This is a genomic window from Bacillus cereus group sp. MG20, from assembly GCF_040459885.1.
Lineage (GTDB): Bacteria > Bacillota > Bacilli > Bacillales > Bacillaceae_G > Bacillus_A > Bacillus_A cereus.
Genome location: NZ_JARVHF010000001.1, coordinates 52,429 through 73,442 on the forward strand (window position 1 = coordinate 52,429; position 21,014 = coordinate 73,442).

The window sequence follows — 21,014 nt, forward strand, 5'->3', positions numbered from 1 at the left end:
AAATACATCAGGTAAATGAAACCAATTGTAGAAAATAAGAGTAGATAACAAAAACTAACTGCTCATCTCCAAGGGGGAACAAGGAGAAAATCTAATGTCATATATATTATTGACGTAATATTTAGTTTTATTCGTGAAGAATTACATTTAACTTAATGCATAACCAATGATTAAAGTTAGTGTTAAAAACACTGATAATAACAATGTTAGCAGAACTGTTACTATGCTTCTAAGCATTGTTATCCAATTACCTGCTTTAGAGAAGCCTTTAATACCAGCAAAAAAAGTTCCTATTGAAAAAATGAGTACAAAAAATAAAGGGTGAAAATAAACGATATTTATAAACGACGCATTCATTTCAGGTGTGCATATTTCAAGATATATAAGAAAAAAAGCAATGCAAATGAATGAAAAAATAAAAGACCATAGATTTATATTATGCTTCATAGGTTGCTCCTTTGTTATCAAAATATTTCTATTAAATTGTAATAGAAAATATAGGAAAAATATAGTGGTTATAAATTGGAATGAATTTTTAAACAAAATAAGCCTTTTGTTTAAAGAAAAACAAGCTACCACGTTACAATAATTAGAAATATTTTCTAAGGTATCCTTAAGAGGGTGGGAATAGAAAGAATATCTTCGAGAGGAAAGGAATTAATTTATATTAGGAAATTGGTTGGGTAAATTAAAATAACCTAAATGTATACAAAGATATAAACTTATTAATAGTCATGACAATGAAGATTTTAAAACTGGTAAGATGGGGATATTTAGTTATTGTAAATGTGAAAAGTGCTGGAATTGTTCTAAAGGAAGGAATATCTGAAATATAAATATAATTGAGGGGAGTGAAATAATAATGGAAACTAGTACTTTTTTAGGGCTGTTCTGGGGATGGATGACGGTTATCGTATCGGGAATACTTTTCGTCCGTCCATCTGTGCTACGTGACTTAAAAAAATTAGTGGTTGAAGACAGAGGATTTGGTATTATGTATGGTTTTCTATCGATTTTCCTAGGATTAGGTACTGTAATTCTACATAATGTATGGGTATTCAACTGGCAGGGATTCCTAACGGTTATTGCATGGCTTGCATTATTAAAGGGAATTTACATAATTGCATATCCTGAACCCTCCAAGAAAACAGACTTTGAAGTAAGGATACTATCAACACGTATAGTACTCGCTATCATTGGTGCTTTGGCTTTATGGATGCTTATAGTAATCTATATAAAATAATCTTTTTTTAATAAATAAAAGAGCCTGATATGAGAGAAAAGGCCTTTTCAAAAATTGCATATGAGGAAAATCAATGTCAATACTTAATACCAATAAATTAGAAATAATTCCAGGTATTAAGTATTGAGAAATAAAAAATATTTAACGCAACAAAGTGGTTAAATTTATGAGCTAACCACCTGTTCCGCAAAAGAAAATTAGGCCCTACAAGTAATAGATGTGTAATTTAAAGTTACAGTTATAGTGTAAGCGAGATTGAAAATGTTATACGAAAGTAATTTTGTTTAAAAGTTTTATTTTGTCATAAATAAAAGAGCATTTAGCCCAGCCTAACTGCTCGATACAGAGGTAATAGTCTAGCTACATAGATATTATATGCTGAGTTATTGATTTTATTTGTGTAAAACACAAAAGAGCAGCTAACAAAACCTAGCCGCTCTAAACAGTGATGTGTCTCTAGATGTAGTTGTAGTATAAACAGAACATTGAGTTTTATTCATGGGGAGATAGAAATGGGCTTGAAAATAGAATATAGTCCGGCTAGAAAACTAGAGGACACCAATTTTTAGAACTGCGATAAAATTGTTTTAAGAAATGGTGGTCTCTTTATTTTGAAAGGGGATTTAGGAAATGAAGGTATTAGAATAGAAATGGTTAATAAACGCATAGATTGATAAAAAGTAAAGGGCAAATCCCTTATGAGAATAAGGAATATTATCATTTTTGTTACTATTTTCTTCTATCTTTATATATAATTAATTTGTATTTTATATATAAATTAGGAGGGAATTTATGACTACAAATAAGGACTACATTCGTTATATCCGGGGAAAAGTAGGGCATGATTTAATATTTCTTAATTTTGCTGGAGGTATTGTTTATAACGAACGAAATGAAATTCTTTTACAAAAACGGGGAGATAGAAATGAATGGGGTCTTCCAGGTGGTGCTATGGAACTTGGAGAATCTCTTGAAGAAACCGCTAAACGAGAAATATTTGAGGAGACAGGATTAAATGTTGAAGTTGAACATCTTATAGGTGTCTATTCTAAATATTCTGGTGAGTTTCCGAACGGAGATAAAGCTCAGACTATCACTCATTGTTTTCAATGTAAGCCAATTGGTGGAGAACTTACTGTAGATGGTATTGAGACTTTGGATTTAAAATACTTCCCAATAGACCAAATACCAAAATTATTCACAAAACTACACGAAGATGCCTTAGAAGATTGGCTTTCCAAAAGAAAAGGTGTATTTAGATAAAAAACTTTCAAATTAATTATCCATAATCTTTAACTAACAGGTGCTTTAATTGAGCAAGAAAATAAAAACCTTTAACTTCCGCTAAAGATAATTATGTTAATGATCTAGTGATGGCAGTTCTCGTAAGGACAAAAAGAGGAACGTATATAAATAGAGTTGTAGAAATAGAAAGAGTGGATTCCTTGTGAGAGAGTAGGGATCCACTTTTTTCTTGCCACTGATAAAGAGACACTATATCTGACTTACATAAATATCCTATTTATTCAAATTTGTCCTTTCTAATGGTACAATTAGATTCATGGAGGGATATTATGGTAAGTTTTTATGTAACACTGTTTCTTATATTTGGTACTGCGATATTTTTATTTTTCTTGTCTGGTTCATCAAAAATTAAGGCTAAAAATCTATCATTGATAATGATCTGTTTAGGGATAAATCTACTCACAAGTCCAATGGCTTTATTTATAGGTGTGATGGCAACAGACTCTCCATATAGCACTACGCTTGATTTTTTTGGAGGATGTCTCTTTATTCAGGGAATACCGCTCCTCCTCCTACTTGCAGCTTTTTTGAAGTTTGCAATAGCAAAGAAAACAAAACAAGTATAGTATAAACTCTATATTTCTTTTAATAATTTAGGGTTATATCTTTTCTGCGTTAGCTGCTTTTAACCACGCTTCGTAGAATTCTGTAACTGATGCATACCGTTCTGCGCGATCTTTATTTACAGCACGATACGCTACCTCATATAATTCCTTACTTGCTTCCCATTTTATAAAGGAACGATCTTTTTCACCGCCTAAAAGTGAGAAAGCCATTGCTCCCATATTAAATACATTTGTTCTTTCATCAATTATAGCGTTTAGTTCAAATTCCTCTGGTGACATAAAACGGGAGGAACCCCATAGCCGGCCCATTTTATTTATGTAAGGTTTCTTACTGTATAAATCTATATCACAAATTTTTGTCTCGTTTGTATTAAAATTATATAGAATACTACCGTCATAAAAATCTATTGCTACATAGTTTTTCTTTTCTACATAAGTATGGAAAGAAAAAAGGGAATGTAAGGAATGAATTCGTTCTATAGCAGATAAATGTCTAAATTTATAAAATGGTGAGTTTGGATTTTTATATTTTTCAGGAGGTGGGAAACTCCAATGCGAATGAAGACATTCACCATCAAACCAATCGAAAATTAATACATATCCAGATTGGACTGGAAAATGATCAATTAGTCTTATGAGCGATTCATGCTTTAAATCTTCATAGATAGTAACTGAATTTTTTAGCCTTTTAATAGCGTGACCCGTTGTTCCTTCAAATGCAATTGTTTGTGCTCCTGCGTATTTGATAAATTTCTTATGCCCATCTTTTTCTACACCAAAACTTATATTACCTGAGTCTTGCTGGTCAAAAACTGCAAATACGGTCCCTAATTTAATAAGCCAATCAAAATTATGATATTCTTTTAATTGGAATGTTACGTTATTTAACTGAATTTCCACGGAATTATCTTTCATAGATTACCTCACATTTAATATAATTATGTTGTATATTCCACTATTCGACATATTTTATGGAAATCCTATGCTAATAATATAAAATTTTATAAATATAATGATAAACACTTATAAAGAGGTGAATACAATGGATCAACAAATTGTTATTAAAGCATATCAAAAAGACTGGGTTGAAGAGTATATAAAAGAAAAAGAGAAATTCTGTTCCTTGTTAGGACAAGAAATAATTGCTGTTGAACATATAGGAAGCACAGCAGTAGAAAGATTAGGAGCTAAACCTCTAATTGATATGATGATTGGCGTAACAGACTTACAAATTACTGAAAACTGGATTGAAGTTCTATCGGAAATTGGATATGAGTATGTTCCAAAAGATACAACCAATTGGCGTTTTTTTAGAAAGGGAAAATGGAGAGCGGGTACTCATCATTTGCATATTTATATTTATAATAGTGATGAGTGGAGAAACAATATTTTATTTCGTGACTTTCTAATAAGCCATGAATGGGCACGTAAAGAATATAGAGAATTAAAAGAGAGGCTTGCTATTACATATGCTTTTGATCGTGTTTCATATACAAAGGCAAAAGCGCCATTTATTCGAAAAATATTAGAATTGGCTAGAATTCAATAAATTTATAGATTCTTATCTAACTAGTTTTGAAACCTCTTCCTATACTTTTTATAGGGAGAGGATTTTTTGTTTTTTTCATGACAAAATATATAATTTCTAATTATTGGAGGCAAACTATTTTATTTATTTTGATATTTCTAGTACATTGGAAATATTAAGGGGGTATTAAGCAATGAAAGCTATTGTACATCAATATGAAAAAGGATTAGAGGGGTTAGAATATAAATTTCTACCTGAGATAAGTCCTAATGCAGGTGAAGTAAAAGTCAAGTTAAAAGCTGCAGGATTAAATCATAGGGATTTATTTATTATAAATAATAGAAAAGAAATGGATCTACCGTTAGTAATAGGGTCAGATGGATCAGGAATGGTTATAGAAATGGGAGAAGGAGTTTCAAATATTACACTACATACAGAAGTTATCATTAATCCTAGTATTGGATGGGAACATGCTACTGAAGTACCGGAGTTACCGGAAGTGCTAGGTGGACCAAAAGATGGAACGTTTGCTGAATATGTAATTGTACCGGCTGAAAATGTAGTAGAAAAGCCGGCATATCTTACTTGGGAAGAATCAGGTGTTTTATCTTTATCCGCATTAACAGCATATAGAGCACTTTTTACAAAGGGTAGATTGAAGTGCGGTGAACATGTTTTAATTCCGGGAATAGGAGGTGGTGTAGCTACATTTGCCATGTTATTCGCGAAAGCAATCGGCGCAAAAGTGAGTGTTACTTCAAGGGTAGAGAATAAAAGGGAGCTTGCTGAAAAATATGGTGCAGATATTTCTTTTAATAGTACCGGAAATTGGGAAGAGAGCTTACAAGGTGAAAAAGTAGATTTAATAATAGATAGTATAGGCCCGGCAACTTTCTTGAAATATTTTGATGTATTAAAACCAAATGGAAGAATCGTGAATTTTGGTGCAAGCTCAGGAGATAAAATTGAATTACCATTACGCGCATTATTTTATAATCAAATTGATATTATGGGAACATCCATGGGTAGCCGTGAGGAATTTAATGAGATGATAAAGTTTATTGAAAAATATCAAATCAAACCAATTATTGATAAGGTTTACTCGTTAGAAGAAGCAATTAGTGCACTAAGCCGTATGGAACATGGGGAACAATTCGGAAATATTGTACTTCAAATGAATTAAAAAATATGATTTTGCAATTAGTATATTTAAATGAATATGTTATGTATTTCAAACATGAAAAAAATACGAACCGCCTTATTATAAAGGCTTACCGGCTTTATACATAAATAGCGTATAAAATTTGTTTTATAATTGTCACATGAGTAATAGTAAAATGAGAATTAGATGAAAAAAGTTTAAGCCTATTTTCATAATGGTATTGTATACTGTGTAAATCAAGAACACTTGTATGTAAGGAGAGAGTTTAATGAATTACACAGTATTTCAGTGGTTTAATAATTTTGCTGATTCATCCAAACTATTAGATACGTTAATGATTGCTATTACAAATAGCGCTGCATACGTAGCCGTTCTATTTATGTTTATCTTATGGTTTAATAATGGAAAGAAAGAAAAGGCAATTAGAAAACAATATACAGTTTTATATACGACGCTTTCGGTTATTATTGCATTATTAGTAAATGTTCTTATACACGCGGTATATTACCATCCGCGTCCGTTCGTATCACATGATGTACATCAATTAGTACCACATGCAGCAGATTCATCATTCGTTAGTGATCATTCTGTACTTGTATTTTCAATCGCCTTCGTATTTATTCTTAGAGGAGAAAAACTGAAATATATCGCGCTATTATGGGCAGTACTAGTCGGTATATCACGTATGTACGTAGGTGTTCATTATCCTTTAGATATACTTGGTGCAGCATTCTTAACACTTATTACGAGCGCTTTAGTAATGCAAAGTACACGTATGTTTGAACCAATAGCGAAACTTGTATTCAAAATGTATGCATTAGTAGCGAGACGAATTCCTTTCTTAGCGAAATATAACCATATCGCATAATTTTCCTATAAAAATTCCCCTTTGGACATCCAGAGGGGAATTTTTTTATAGGAAATACGAAAAGAGTTTAGAGTGCTCTGTAATCAAGTTGTACTAATTAATATTCTGAAATTTCACGCACCGTATTTAAAATATATAAAATAATGACACAAAATAACAACAGTTAGTTTTGCATTGTTTTAAAGGAATTAAAAAGAAAACTTCGAAACATATAGTATCGCAAACAAAAACTACAAATTTTAAAACGGATCTTCGTACGAATCCATTCCAAAAGAGAGGAGATAAGTATGCAAAAACTCCAAACGAATAAAGGCGCTCGATATATGATGATTGCTTTTATTGTTTTGTTTCTTATTATGATTTTGCGTATATTCTATATTCAGGCAGTAGGAGTCGTGCATAATGTGAATGTAAAGGATCTCGCGAATGAACAACATAATAAAAAAGGTGTTTTAGAAGCGAATCGTGGCACTATCTATGATCAAACCGGAAAGGTGTTAGTACAAGATTCTACAACGTATCGAGTTGTTGTGAATTTAAAAGGAAAAGATAAAGTGAAAAATAAAGATGAAACCGCACAACAATTAGCCGATGCGCTTGAAATTGATAAAGAAGAAGTATTAAAAAACTTTCATGAAGGGCGTACGCAAGTTGAAATTGGGAAAATTGGCCGGAACTTATCTAGGGAAAAGAAGGAAAAAATTAATGATTTAAAAATACCAGGTGTATCTTTTATGTCGGAAAAAGCAAGAGTGTATCCGAATGAAGATTTTGCATCCTATATACTTGGTTTTGCTAGACCAGATGATAAAGGGAATACGGAAGGGAAGTTTGGGCTTGAAAAGAGTTTGGATAAATATTTGCGCTCTACAAACGGAAATATAGAATATGTGGGTACACGAAGGGGAATTCCGCTTACAAATGATATAGGTAAAGTAGAACCAGCTAAAAATGGGAATAACGTATATTTAACGCTTGATAAACAAATTAATAGTTTTTTAGAAGAAGCGATGAACAAAGCGCAAGAACATTATGATCCTTCTATGTTAATTGGCATTATTGCTGATCCAAAAACAGGAAAGGTTTTAGCGATGTCTAGTAAACCTAGTTACAATCCTAATGTAGGTGATATCGAATACTTTTTAAATGACCCGATTGCAAATGCATATGAACCAGGTTCAACAATGAAAGTTTTTACATTAGCAGCTGCCATTAATGAAGGTGTATATAACGGAAAAGAATATTTTCAATCTGGAAAATATTCCGTTGGTTCATCTGATATAAAAGACCATAATGGTGGATTTGGATGGGGATCAATTACATTTGATGAAGGATTTGAAAGGTCATCAAACGTAGCTTTTTCTATTTTAGAAGATCAGTTACTGAAACCAAATAAATTTAAGCAATATATGAATAAATTTGGATTCAATCAAAAAACAGGGATAGATTTACCTGGAGAAAGGAAAAATACTTTATTATTAAATACACAAATTCAACAGGTTACAACTTCTTTCGGTCAAGGTTCTACAGTAACTCCGATTCAATTAATCCAAGCGGCTACTGCTATAGCAAATGACGGGAAAATGATGCAACCATATATCGTTGATAAAGTTGTAAATCCAACAAACAAAGAAGTTATTATGGAAAATCAACCGAAAGAAATTGGGAATCCGATAAAAAAAGAAACAGCGGACAAGGTTAGAAGCTTAATGGAGCGTGTTATAACATCTTCAAAAGGAACTGGTACAATGTATAAAGTGGATGGTTATCCAATTGGAGGTAAGACAGGAACAGCACAAATCCCGAATCCTGAAAATGGCCGATATATGGAAGGGAAAGAGAATTACATTTTCTCCTTTTTAGGAATGGCTCCAATTGACGATCCGGAGTTAATCGTATACTTAGCTATTAAGCAGCCAAAGTTAAAAGGAGATGAGTATGGAGCTCAGCCTCTTGCTGAAATATTTAAACCTGTTATAAAAAACAGCCTTGAATATTTAAAGGTGAAACCGTATACAGAAAAACAAATAGCTGATGCAGCGAAACAATCTCAATTAAAAGTACAAAATTATGTAAATCAATCGATGGATACAATAGAGAAAAGTGTAGAAAAAGAGAAGCTACAGCCGGTAATTTTAGGAGAAGGAAAAATAATAAAACAATATCCACAGTCTGGCGAGGTAATGAGTGAAGGTGATCGTATATTTTTATTAGGGAATAACGCACAAATGCCAAATGTAAAAGGGTGGTCCATGCGTGATGTTATGTATTTCTCTAAACTTTTGAAATTAGATTTGAAAACTTCTGGTACGGGTTATGTAACGAGTCAAAGTATTGAAAAAGGACAAGATTTACAAGAAGGAGATACACTAGAACTAGAATTAGAACCGCCGTTACAACCGTTAACAGAGGCGAATACGAATTAATCCAGGCATTTGGAAGGAGCTATATGCAAATAGCTCTTTCTTTAGAGTTGCGAGTAATTTCACGCACCGTAATTTTTAGAAAAAATAATAAATAAAAGAACTAACAGTGACACGTTGTTAAATATCTGATTATTGTTTATTTACAGTTAAATGTATATGTGATAATATGGAAAAAATAAATGCAGTGAAGAGAAGAGTAAATAAAATGAATTTTTCACAGAGAGCTCCATGTAGCTGAAAAGGAGTAAAAATTCTTTATTGAACCAAGCCTCTGAGCAGCACATCGGAACCTATTATTAGGGGATGGTGTGACGGGAGCTCCCGTTATAGAGCTATGGTATAAGCATGAATTAGAATGCAGTACCTGATAAGGTTAGTATGGTGACATATTAACAAACTAGGGTGGCACCGCGATGATAAATCTCGTCCCTAAGATTAAAAGTCTTGGGGGTGGGATTTTTTTATTGTTGTAAAACAATTTTGAAAGCGGGGGCCAAAAATGAAAAATTTACTTAAAGATTGGAAATATCCTTTATTACTATTGTCCGGAGTTGGTATTGCGAATTTAGGGGCATGGATTTACTTAATAGCACTGAATGTACTTGTCTATAATATGGGTGGCTCAGCCTTAGCTGTTGCTACTTTATATGTAATAAAACCATTAGCCACTTTATTTACAAACGCTTGGTCTGGGAGTATGATTGATCGTTTAAATAAACGGAAATTAATGATTCACCTCGATATATATCGTGCGTTATTTATCGCTATTTTACCTTTACTTCCGTCACTTTGGATTGTTTATGTATTCGTATTCTTTATAAGTATGGCCAGTGCAATTTATGAGCCAACTGCTATGACGTATATGACGAAATTAATTCCAGTAGAGCAAAGACAACGTTTCAACTCATTACGTACTTTAATAGGATCTGGTGCATCATTAATTGGACCAGCAGTAGCGGGGGGATTATTAATTGCAGGTACACCAGAGTTTGCTATATATATGAATGCTATAGCATTTCTCTTATCAGGATTCATTACATTACTTTTACCTAATCTTGATAAGAAAGAAGCTTCGGATACAACAAGTAATACATTATCTCTTACAGTATTAAAAAAAGATTGGAACACTGTTATAAATTTTAGTAGAAAACATGTGTATGTCGTATGTGTGTATTTCTTATTTCAAAGTATGTTCGTATTAGCAACTGCTACTGATTCACTTGAACTATCGTTTGCGAAAGAGGTATTACTACTAACAGATAGTGAATATGGTTTTCTAGTTAGTATAGCTGGTGCAGGATTTATTTTAGGTGCCATAACAAATACAATTTTGTCAAAGAAATTAGCACATTCATTTCTAATTGGAATAGGATCATTATTCATCGCAATTGGTTATTTAATTTATGCTTTTTCAAATATATTTTTAATAGCTGCTATTGGATTCTTTATTTTATCTTTCTCTATGGCATATGCAAATACAGGATTTTATACGTTTTACCAAAATAACGTTCCCGTTCATATAATGGGACGGATCGGAAGTATATATGGACTTGTTATTGCGTTAGTAACAATCTTTATTACAATATTATCTGGTGTTGCGACTCAGTTCATTTCTATACAACTTGTAGTTATTGTAGGTTCATTGATCATGTTATTTATTACTATCGTCTTGTGTGTGTTTACTTTATTCCCATCACAATCTAAGTTGTATTCTACTGAATCAATAAAGTGAAACTTTAATCAGGGGGCATCCCCCACTGATTATCAGCCCTCACCAATCGGGCTTTTACGGGCAGCAGGGTCCCCACTTAACTTCTTTGCTTTCGCTGAATTTTAAGATGGGGGTCCTACTGCCCGCAAATAGCGGAATACATTCGAAATGAACTTTGTGTTCTCATTAATAATTTATCGTATTTAATAAGGGGAAAGAACAATACCGAAAGATAAGGGTGGTTGTTGTGATAAAAACAAAAGATGAAATTAATAAAATTGTAAAAGAAATACAAAAGAAAATAGATTTCTCTGGGGTAGTTTTAGTAAAAAAAGAAAAAGACATAATCTATGAAAAAGCAATGGGTTACGCAAACCAAAGTGAATGTATAAACAATACGATACAAACAAGATTTGGCATTGCCTCAGGATGTAAAATTTTCACTGCAATTGGAATCTGTCAACTTGTTGAAAAAGGTGTTATTTCTTTTCATACAAAATTAAAGGATTGTCTAGAGATAAAACTTCCAAACTTCGATGAAGATATTACAATACATCAACTACTAACGCATAGCTCTGGTATACCAGATTATTTTGATGAAAGTATTATGGATAACTTCGAGGATCTTTGGAAACAAACACCTATGTATCTATTAAAGAGCTTAAAAGACTTTTTACCATTATTCCAAAACAGTAATATGATGTTTGCACCTGGGAGTAAGTTTCACTACAACAACGCAGGTTTTATCATACTTGGATTAATAATAGAAGAACAGACGGGACTTAAATTTACGGAGTATATAGAAACAAACATTTTTAATTCGATTGGCATGAATGATTCTGGCTATTTTTCGTTAGATAAATTACCAAGACATACAGCTCTAGGATATATAAAGGACGAAACCAACCAAAATTGGAGAACAAACGCTTACGCTATACCAATAAAAGGAGGGGCTGATGGAGGTGCATATGTTACTGCACCAGACATGTTGAAATTTTGGGCGGCACTATTTAATAATGAAATTTTAGGAAAGGAATATACAAAGTTACTTTTAACTCCCCACATTCATGTAAATGATAAACAGTCTTACGGATATGGAATATGGATTGAAACACGAGAAAACAAGGTATTCAAATATCATGTAATGGGATATGATCCAGGCGTCAGTTTTCGCTCGGCCATATATCCAGAATTAGGAATCATTTTAGTTATTCCATCGAATAAAGGGGCAGGACCTGAAAAATTAATGACAGAAATAGAAAGAGCTTTTTAATTATATGGATATAAAAGAAGAGATACGAAAATAATTTAAACGGGTTTATGATTGTTTCTGTTCTGAAAAATATTTTAGTTAACGAGGAACCCTTTATTTATTAAATAAGGGGTTTTTGTAATTCTGCACAATTACATATGTTTATATGGATTTTTAAATTAAAAAACATTACTATATAATTGTAAATTTAAATTATTAATTCATATGAAAGGATGGGTTAACAATTTGTATATGATCAACGGTAGTTTGTTTATTATTTTAGGGGTTATTTGTTATTTAATTGTACGTGGAATATTAATTGGTACAAAAAATAAAAAACATATGATTTGGTGGAAAGAAATAATAAGTTTTTTATTCGTGGTCTACATTTGTATGGTTGTTGCAGTAACTTTATTCCCTTTACCAATCGGTTTTCCTTCTAATATTGAAAATCTGAATCGCTCGGTCAATATAATTCCATTTACATCAATTATTAAAGACATCAATCAAATTGGTAGTGCTTATGATGGGGATGCCCTATTTATGATTGGTCTAATTGTAAGAAATGTAGGCGGGAATATTTTATTATTAATGCCTTTAGGATTTTTAGCACCAATTTTATGGGATAAATATAAAAAGTTCAAAAATACTATTTTATTGGGATTTACTATATCAGTTAGTATTGAATTGCTACAATTAATTCAGTCTTTATTTAGTGGAGTGGGACGTATTACTGATATTGATGATGTGATCTGTAATGTTATAGGTTCTATTATTGGATATTCTATTTATAATATCTTTTTAAAAGCCATTAATAAATTTAACATTCGAGTGTTGGGTAAAACTAATTCTAAAGGTGTGGAATTAGTTGATAAATAGGAGTTTAAACGAGTTATTAAAGGCGTACGAGTAAAAAGTACGTCTTTTTATTTTTATAAATAATGCTTAAGGCTGATGAGAAATCACATTTTCCATCTTACACTTGAAAGTAGCTATCGTATTTCAAGTATGGAATGAAAAGAGGAGAATATAATTTTTAAAGATAAACAAGTTTATAGGAGGATTCTAAATGGATATTTTACTTGTTGTTCTTATTATTGTTTTGATGCAAAGTAAAGAACGAAAAGTGAAAATAAACCGTATTTGGCTCATTCCGGCTTTGTTGTGCTTTGTAACAATCCAGTCCATTATTCATATGGGACAAATAACTTTGCTGCAAGGACTACTGTTTGTTGTAATGCTTGGAATCGGCTTAGGTCTTGGAATTATACGAGGAAGAGCTTTAACATTTCGAGTAGATAGTGAAACAGGTCATGTACTACGAAAAGGAAATTGGGTAAGTACAATAATCCTTCTTGTTATTTTAGGAGCAAAAATTATAATTAAACAAAGTATGTTTTCTGGTAGTACGTATCAGACATTAATGGTTGTAACAAACGCCTTTTTATGTATTACATTAGGCACCGTGATTAGTAGACGTTATTATATTTGGAAAAAATATAATGAATTAACACAAAAAGCGTAAATACATTCATCCCTTGTTTAACATTGCTAAGAACGGTAATACTAATTAACATTGAACTTTTACAACAAGGGATGATAATATGATATACATTTACACAGACTTCGGCGGTACTCATACAACTTCACTTGCTGCAGCGTATCATTTAAATAAATTACCAACGGATCGTAAGTTAACGAAAGAAGAAATTTTGAATGTAGATTACTTTAATAAATTGAAAACAGAAGATATGGGAAAAATTATTTTTCATGGAATTGATGAACATGGTCATCCTGTATATACGATTGGATGTGGCGCATCAAAAGTTGTTGTACCTGCGATGAAGCATTTAGGAGAAATCTTGCAAAAACATTATCAAAGTCATGAAAAAATTATTTTTTCTAATACATCACCAACTGTACCTTTACCAATGACTTTTGGTGGTCTGTTTTCTAGAAGGTTCCATATCGATTTTATTGGCGTACCGTTACTCGTATGGGGAGCAAAAATTTGCTGTGATAATATACAAAGGCTTGTTAGTTATACAAAAGAAGCTGGAAGATTAACGAATGATTATGTTGTAATTTTAGATAATGAAACTTTTAAATAGTATATGATAAGAAGAAAATCGAGCAAATTCCTTGATTTTCTTTTTTATTTGTGAAATAGACAAGAAATAGTCACATTTAATATACATCTACTATAGCCAAAACAATAAAGTCCTGTTACTATTACAGGGATATTCTCTTTTTATAACATAAATATATAGAAAAATTAGAAAAGAGGAATTGAATTAAGGGAGGAACAACATGAAGCGTGTTGCTTGGATTACTGATAGTACAACTGCGAATTTAAAAACAGAAGGAGATAACTTTGTTATCCCAATCGAAGTTATTATTGATGGAATGTCGTACAAAGATTGTGAAGAAGGTGTACGTGAACGTGTTTATAATGCGTTAAACGAAGGTAAAACAGTCACTACTTCACAACCTAATATTGGGGAAATGGTAGAGTTATTTACGAAATGCAAAGAAGAATATGAAGAAGGATTTGCAGTTGCTATTAGCGGAAAAGTAAGTGGAACCTATCAAAATATGAAGCTAGCTGCAGAAATGGCAGGTTTTCCATTAACGGTATTAGACAGTGAAACAACAAGTTATCCAATGGATGAACTAATTAGAAAAGCGAAATCGTTATACAATGATGGTATGACTTTACAAGATATACACAAAACATTAGTAGATGAAAAAAGAAGACCTTTCCACGTATTCCCGAAAAGTTTAAAAGGCCTTTATGCAAGTGGTCGTGTAAAGGGCATTCAATTTTTACTTGGAAGTTTATTAAGTGTTAACTTAATATTAGAAGTAAAAGGTGGAGAGCTTTTACTTGAAAAGAAAGTTCGTAAAATCCAAAAATGTCGAGAATATATTAAAAATGAACTTGAAAAAGAATTACCAAAAGTACTTCACATGTTCCATGCTAATGATAAAGATGGAGCCGAGGAATGGATTGCAGATATTAGACAAGCATTCCCTGAAATGGATTTCAAATTATATCCATTACCAATTTCATTTGCGGTTCATGCAGGTGAAGGTACAATAGCAATTAGTTATTAAAGTAAAACCCGTGAATTATTCACGGGTTTTTTATTTAATTAAAACAAAATGGGATCTCGACATATCTCCATCGAACTTAGTAATATTGTATTTTTAAACCATTGCTCAGCTAACCCTATGCAAATTTACAATTTTTAATGTCAATACTTCAAACTTGACATACTTATTGAGAAAGAGTGAGAATGAAAATATAACACTTATCCGATACATTCAGGGGTTATTAGTATTGGATTTATTTTTAAGGGGGATGTTTAATGAAACCAGAAATAATTATCAGAAATTTCTTTAAATAAGTGCGTTCAGGGAGTAATCCGGATTTTTCAAATCGATATATGGCAGATAAAGTATTGGCACATCAAGTTATATCTGAAGAGGAACAAACAGTATATAGATCGCCAAAAGATTACGCTGAGCATGTAAGAGAGATGGTTGAAGTATATGGGAATTTCTCTTTAGAAATTCAAGAATTATTAGTACAAGATAGTAAAGTATATGTACGCTGGAAACAAGTAGGTACACACATAGGAGAAATAGATGGGTATGAACCTACAGGTCTCCCTATAATTCAAATAGCAAGTGCAGTGTATAGAATAGAAAACGGGAAAATTTCAGAGTATTGGATTCAAATTGATAGATCAGGAATTCAAAATCAATTAGAATACAATAAAAATATTCAATAAATTATCTTTAAGAATAATAGGAAAAAGCATAAAAACAAGATTTTTAAAACGATTATTTCTGTTACATAAAGGATACAAATCAATGTACTTTTTTACTGAAAGATTCATTCAAATTAATAAAAATAGAGCTTGTTTTAATAAATCTTTTAAAATATGCTCTCTTTTATTGTTTCTATGTGTACTGACATCAGTTTGATGTAACATTATTATACAGTAACAAGAAATATAGGCATCTGTTTATGAACCAAAAAAAAATAGCGACAATGGTTCATATGGTTTAAATTCGGTATATGCTAGTTAATAATGAAAATAATAGAATCAATTTGTAATGTCTATTTCGTTTTGCACTGTAAATCATTCATATTAAGTAATAGAATTGTAGAAATATATAATAGAATATTCGCACTAATATTTATACAGCTACAATCTATTTACATATAAGGTTATTAGGATTATATTGAAAATGAAAGAGAAAACAATAGATGGAAGGGGATGTTTTTTATGTTTAAAAAAGCAGCACTAGGGATTTCATCGTTAGCAATCACAGCGTTCGTCGGGTTAGGAATGGCAACAGAAGCTTCAGCTGGACCAGCAGCACCACTTACTTCACTAAACGTCGTACAAGTAGAGTCTGAGCTAGGCGGGGTAGAAACAATTAATCAGAACAGCTTCAGCACATCGCGTAACCACGGGGGAAAATACTTATATATTACAACGAAAGAAATGGGCTATGGCCAAAACCCATTTGCTAAAATGAATGGTTCTAATGTAAAAAGTATTGATTCCACTATAATTGGCGGAAGACCAATCGTTGGCTGGTATTATAAATGGGATGCTTCTGGACACCAACAAGGAACTTTTGAGTACCAAAAGACATCTATAAATGCACCATTTAATACAATGCGTACATCAATTTATATCCAATAATTTTGAAAGCGTTCGCACATATAGAATAGTAAAAAAGGTACTTCTAGGAGTACCTTTTTTTGATTTGAATCACGTTCATCTATATTTACAATCCTGATTTCACAGCAAGAACACTTCCCATAAAACAATATCCTAAACGTCTATGAAATTAATATGAACGGGTAGTACTAGTCCTCTACAGTTAAAGTACGTAACTTTACATATTCCAACCCAATGAAAAAGGAAAAAAACTGTCGTACTTACGCCACAGTTTTTAATTTATCCATGAACTCATAGTTTAATTTTAAGTTTTTTAGATATATAGACATAACCGTACTACCTGCTACTCTTTTTTAAAATTCAAGATTAAAAAGAGTAGCTAAACTTAAATAAGCTTAGCTTGATGGATATGTGGCGGAACTCTAAAATTAATTACATCTTTTTCATAATATAAACAATTTTATATAGGGAGATGAAAGGATTTTTTAAAATAATAAAGAAGTATGTATAAACAAATATATAAATGGTAGTGATTAGGATGAAAATCAGTAAGTTTGCAGAAGTAAATAATGTAAGTGTAGATACGATTAGACATTATATGGATCTCGGACTCGTTATTCCTGAGAAAAAAGGAAGTCACTATTTTTTTGACGAGTATTGTCAAAAGGATATAGAACTTATATTAGAGTACAAATGGCTAGGGTTTAGCTTGAATGAAATTAAAGAACTGTTTCTTTATAAAAATTTAGGGAAATCCTTAGACTATGAAAAGGATATTTTTTATCAATCTTTATTTAAAGTAAAATATGAAAAGATTGAACAAGAGATAAAAACCTTAAAGGAACGAAAAGATAAATTAAAGAAAACGTTAAATAATTTATCTATAGAAACTGAAATTTCGAGTTCAATTTTAGGGGTAGATTTAAAAGTACTTCATTTATTTAAATGTGTTAAGTGTAACGGAAATTTAATTCTTGAAGATGGCATTATTAATAAAAATCAAATTGTTGAGGGGAAATTAATTTGTAATTGTGGTGAAGAATACGCGATTACTTCCGGAGTTTTAACAGCTGGAAAATTATTTGAGGTGTATAAGAGGAAATCACTTGAAGATTCTATTTCAGATTATATCCATGAAACAGATACTGCTTTTTTGGAAAATGTTCAAAGAGGAGGAGAATGGGCGAAAAAGAAACTAATGCAATTAGATTTAAATGAAAAAATACTACTTGATTTAGGGTCTGGTATTGGGTTCTTTTTACGAAATATTTATGAAGAACTACCGGAAGAGTGTTTATATATTGCTGTTGATCGAGATTTGAATAAACTTTTACTTTTAAAAGATGTAATTGAGAGAAGAAATGTGAAAAGAAATATTGTATTTATCTGTGCCGACTTTCTAAACATACCTATTCAGAATAATTCTGTTGATATTGTAATCGATCAATCAGGTACAAGTAATTATAGTTTTGAATATGAGGAGTTCTTATTGTGTGAATTAAATTCCCTTTTTAAACACAATTGTTATTTATTAAGTTCATTTATTTTATTTAATAAATTCAGCATAAATAGCCAAATTGCACCTAGACTCAGAGAGAATTTTACATCTGCAAAAGTAACAAAAGAAATCGAAAATTTACAGTTTCAATCTATTGATGAAAGTACTTCAAATTATTTGATACGAGGGGGAAGGTACGAGGATTTCTTTGTTCAAGGAGAAGAAATTTATACATATTCATTTTTCGGAAAAAGATGGGGTTAACCCCATCTTTTATTTATTTCCCCTTAAAACTTTTCAAATAGTACATATTGCTATTGGGTTGACCCAAGAACTTACAATGTACGTAACACAAAGTTAGGTAGGGGGAAAAGTGATGGGAAGTTTACGATTACATATAGAAAATAAAAAAAGAAACCAAGAACTAAGAAATATGTGTCTCTATTCATTCGGGAAAACAGTATCAATATTTGGTAGCTCTATTTATAGTTTTGCATTAGGATTATATGTTTTACATATAACCGGATCAGCATTAAATTTTGCCATTACGCTTATTTTAGGAACTATTCCGATGATTGTTATGAATCCATTTGCTGGTGTAATTGCAGATAAAGTTGATAAAAAGAAATTGGTCATTTGTATGGATTTACTAAGTGGAAGCTTATTAATTACTGTTTATATATTTAGCAGTAATTATGGATTAGACTTATTCACCATTTATGCTACTACCTTTCTTATAACGGTATTTACAACATTTTTTGGAATAGGATTAGAAGCTGCAAAACCAAATATCGTCTCCAAAGAGAGGCTAATGAGTATTAACTCTATAAGTAAAATTATCGATTCTATATCTTTAATTCTAGGTCCTATGTTAGGTGGTATTGTTTTTGCAGTCTTTGATATTAAAATTTTTATAATTATAAACGGTATTTCATTTATCCTTTCGGCTATTTCCATATTATTTATTAACTTTAAATTGTTTGAGCAAAACATAAATGAGGAATGTTCAATTAGAAAAATTAATTTTATTGAAGATATAAAGGAGGGATACTCTTACTTAATGGAGCGGAAAAGCTTAAAAAATACGTTCAGTATTTTAATTTCACTTAATTTCTTCTTAGGGTTTGCTGTAACTGTTCCATTGCCATACATTATTAATACAGTTCTCGATCTTGGTTCTAAACAATTTGGTATGATTCAAGGGACTTTTCCAGTAGGCATGATAATTGGTGCGATTTTAGTAAAAAAGATAACCGATCGTTTTTCTTACGCTTATCTTTTGAAAAAGTTAAGCTTTATGTTGGCGGTTTTTATGATTATTTCAGGAATTCCAGTTTTATTCAAAAGTTTTGAGGTAAATGATTTTGTATACGCTATTACCTATTGTGTTGTTATGTTCTTTTTAGGACTAATTATAGTGCTTATTGATATACCTATAGCTTATTTCATGCAAAAAGAGATTCCTGATGAATATAGAGGGAGAGTTCTCAGCATTGGATTAAGTATAAGTAAAATGATGCTTCCTATAGCAATGGCGCTATCCGGTCTATTATTAAATTATATTCCAGCCTACATGATTACAATTGTAGGGGGAATCTTATATTTAATAGTAATTAAAGTTTCATCGAATTGTTTCATATTAGAAGTTCATTTGAAAGATTATAGCGCTTAGTAGATCTTAGATTATTTATATAATGGATACTGCTACATTTTTCAAGATAAGAAATGCAAATACTATAAAATGAAAAAATCGGCTAATTTCCCATGAACAATTTTGAAAAGATTACATATTCGTTTTGGAGAATACTTTAAAATTGTAGGTTGAGGGGATGAATATCGTTCCGAAATACAATAATAAAATTTAACTTTGTTGATTGACCTTCCCCTTACAGGAAGCAGTATATTTAAAATAATTAAATACAGGAGGTGAGTATTATGCTTTCAATTGGAGAGTTTTCAAAAATATCTCATCTTACAATGAAGACGCTGCGCTATTATGATGAAATTGGGCTTTTAAAACCAGCTTTCATAGACGCTAAGAATGGCTATCGCTACTATGAGATTTTCCAATTAGAAATAGCTTTATTGATTACACGATTAAAAACTTATTTATTTTCGCTGGAAGAAATTAAGGATATTTTAGAAGATCGGGAGAATACTGAATTGCTTAACTCTAAAATGAAAGGCAAACAAGAAAATCTAACACAGCAGATAACATATTATTCTTCTTTATTAAAAGACTTAAAGCTTGATATTCAACAATTAAATGAAGAGGAAAGTATCATAGGTTACTTAAATCGTATTGAGATTAATCTTGTAAATCACTTAACCTATAATATATTATCTCAGCGAAAACAAATTAATACCGCTGATTTCCTAATACACTTTAATGAGTTGTTTAGTAAAATTTTATTTGAAAATTTATTACCTAGTGCAAAACCACTTGCTATATTCCATAGTTCAGAATATGTACCTGAAAATTATGATGTTGAAATTGCGATTCCCCTTGCAGAAGCCACAAATAAAACAAAAGTGTTTAATCCCGGTCTTTGCGCAATGGCTACGCTTATTGGTTCTTACGAAGAATTACCTTTTATTCATACAAAGCTACATGTTTGGATTGAAGAAAATAACTATAAACTGAATGGAGCTCCGTTTGAAGTTTATAAAACGAATCCTTATAGCACACAGGAGGAGAATAATATCATAGAAGTTTATTTTCCTATAAAATGAATAAAGGAAGGAGCGTATC

At 31.3% G+C, this 21,014-nt stretch carries 20 protein-coding genes and 1 other annotated feature; of the genes, 18 read left to right on the plus strand and 2 right to left on the minus strand.

Annotation, left to right across the window (positions count from 1 at the left end; translation table 11 throughout):
• Positions 1 to 147: 147 nt before the first annotated feature.
• A complete protein-coding gene (locus QCI81_RS00265; RefSeq protein ID WP_053564331.1) occupies positions 148 to 447 on the minus strand; it encodes a hypothetical protein in 300 nt (99 codons plus the stop codon).
• 415 nt (positions 448 to 862) lie between these two features.
• Between QCI81_RS00265 and QCI81_RS00270 the strand changes: the two genes are divergently transcribed.
• The 3 genes from QCI81_RS00270 to QCI81_RS00280 all read left to right on the plus strand — a co-directional run bounded on the left by QCI81_RS00270 (position 863) and on the right by QCI81_RS00280 (position 3,114).
• Positions 863 to 1,243, plus strand: coding sequence for a hypothetical protein (locus QCI81_RS00270; protein WP_000450247.1), 381 nt, complete (start codon positions 863 to 865; stop codon positions 1,241 to 1,243).
• A 792-nt stretch (positions 1,244 to 2,035) separates the two neighbouring features.
• Entirely contained in the window at positions 2,036 to 2,506 is a 471-nt protein-coding gene (locus QCI81_RS00275; RefSeq protein ID WP_000210489.1) for an NUDIX hydrolase, read from the plus strand.
• Positions 2,507 to 2,817: 311 nt separating this feature from the next.
• Positions 2,818 to 3,114: a hypothetical protein gene (locus QCI81_RS00280; RefSeq protein ID WP_000253417.1), complete on the plus strand. Its 297-nt coding sequence runs from the start codon at positions 2,818 to 2,820 to the stop codon at positions 3,112 to 3,114.
• 33 nt (positions 3,115 to 3,147) lie between these two features.
• On the opposite strand, the gene QCI81_RS00285 is transcribed toward QCI81_RS00280, so the two are convergent.
• The gene (locus tag QCI81_RS00285) at positions 3,148 to 4,029 is read right to left on the minus strand and encodes a protein kinase domain-containing protein (RefSeq protein ID WP_071732189.1); all 882 of its coding nucleotides are present in this window, start codon (positions 4,027 to 4,029) and stop codon (positions 3,148 to 3,150) included.
• A 127-nt stretch (positions 4,030 to 4,156) separates the two neighbouring features.
• Here QCI81_RS00285 and QCI81_RS00290 point away from each other — a divergent pair, with 127 nt between their 5' ends.
• The 15 genes from QCI81_RS00290 (at position 4,157) to QCI81_RS00360 (ending at position 20,995) form a co-directional block, all read left to right on the plus strand.
• Positions 4,157 to 4,663: a GrpB family protein gene (locus QCI81_RS00290; protein WP_071732188.1), complete on the plus strand. Its 507-nt coding sequence runs from the start codon at positions 4,157 to 4,159 to the stop codon at positions 4,661 to 4,663.
• A gap of 172 nt (positions 4,664 to 4,835) precedes the next feature.
• Positions 4,836 to 5,825: a zinc-binding dehydrogenase gene (locus QCI81_RS00295; RefSeq protein ID WP_071732187.1), complete on the plus strand. Its 990-nt coding sequence runs from the start codon at positions 4,836 to 4,838 to the stop codon at positions 5,823 to 5,825.
• Positions 5,826 to 6,072: 247 nt separating this feature from the next.
• Positions 6,073 to 6,672, plus strand: coding sequence for an undecaprenyl-diphosphatase (locus QCI81_RS00300; protein ID WP_001110124.1), 600 nt, complete (start codon positions 6,073 to 6,075; stop codon positions 6,670 to 6,672).
• Positions 6,673 to 6,959: 287 nt separating this feature from the next.
• Positions 6,960 to 9,098, plus strand: a complete 2,139-nt coding sequence (locus tag QCI81_RS00305) for a penicillin-binding protein (RefSeq protein ID WP_071732186.1) — start codon at positions 6,960 to 6,962, stop codon at positions 9,096 to 9,098.
• 175 nt (positions 9,099 to 9,273) lie between these two features.
• Positions 9,274 to 9,532: a binding site (T-box leader), on the plus strand.
• Between the two features lie 65 nt (positions 9,533 to 9,597).
• On the plus strand, positions 9,598 to 10,830 hold the full coding sequence (locus QCI81_RS00310) for an MFS transporter (protein WP_097822175.1): 1,233 nt from the start codon (positions 9,598 to 9,600) through the stop codon (positions 10,828 to 10,830).
• A 226-nt stretch (positions 10,831 to 11,056) separates the two neighbouring features.
• On the plus strand, positions 11,057 to 12,082 hold the full coding sequence (locus QCI81_RS00315) for a serine hydrolase domain-containing protein (protein ID WP_071732184.1): 1,026 nt from the start codon (positions 11,057 to 11,059) through the stop codon (positions 12,080 to 12,082).
• Positions 12,083 to 12,307: 225 nt separating this feature from the next.
• Positions 12,308 to 12,940, plus strand: a complete 633-nt coding sequence (locus QCI81_RS00320) for a VanZ family protein (protein WP_071732183.1) — start codon at positions 12,308 to 12,310, stop codon at positions 12,938 to 12,940.
• Positions 12,941 to 13,130: 190 nt separating this feature from the next.
• Positions 13,131 to 13,586, plus strand: a complete 456-nt coding sequence (locus QCI81_RS00325) for a CcdC protein domain-containing protein (RefSeq protein WP_071732182.1) — start codon at positions 13,131 to 13,133, stop codon at positions 13,584 to 13,586.
• Positions 13,587 to 13,665: 79 nt separating this feature from the next.
• The gene (locus QCI81_RS00330) at positions 13,666 to 14,172 is read left to right on the plus strand and encodes a DUF3189 family protein (protein WP_000639421.1); all 507 of its coding nucleotides are present in this window, start codon (positions 13,666 to 13,668) and stop codon (positions 14,170 to 14,172) included.
• A 199-nt stretch (positions 14,173 to 14,371) separates the two neighbouring features.
• Positions 14,372 to 15,178: a DegV family protein gene (locus tag QCI81_RS00335; protein WP_000831926.1), complete on the plus strand. Its 807-nt coding sequence runs from the start codon at positions 14,372 to 14,374 to the stop codon at positions 15,176 to 15,178.
• A 293-nt stretch (positions 15,179 to 15,471) separates the two neighbouring features.
• Entirely contained in the window at positions 15,472 to 15,858 is a 387-nt protein-coding gene (locus tag QCI81_RS00340; protein ID WP_353810587.1) for an ester cyclase, read from the plus strand.
• A gap of 501 nt (positions 15,859 to 16,359) precedes the next feature.
• Positions 16,360 to 16,785, plus strand: coding sequence for a DUF4879 domain-containing protein (locus QCI81_RS00345; protein ID WP_000472916.1), 426 nt, complete (start codon positions 16,360 to 16,362; stop codon positions 16,783 to 16,785).
• A 517-nt stretch (positions 16,786 to 17,302) separates the two neighbouring features.
• The gene (locus tag QCI81_RS00350) at positions 17,303 to 18,526 is read left to right on the plus strand and encodes a methyltransferase domain-containing protein (RefSeq protein ID WP_353810588.1); all 1,224 of its coding nucleotides are present in this window, start codon (positions 17,303 to 17,305) and stop codon (positions 18,524 to 18,526) included.
• Positions 18,527 to 18,638: 112 nt separating this feature from the next.
• Positions 18,639 to 19,934, plus strand: coding sequence for an MFS transporter (locus tag QCI81_RS00355; RefSeq protein WP_071732180.1), 1,296 nt, complete (start codon positions 18,639 to 18,641; stop codon positions 19,932 to 19,934).
• Positions 19,935 to 20,197: 263 nt separating this feature from the next.
• Positions 20,198 to 20,995, plus strand: a complete 798-nt coding sequence (locus QCI81_RS00360) for a MerR family transcriptional regulator (protein ID WP_071732179.1) — start codon at positions 20,198 to 20,200, stop codon at positions 20,993 to 20,995.
• The last annotated feature ends 19 nt before the right edge of the window (positions 20,996 to 21,014 follow it).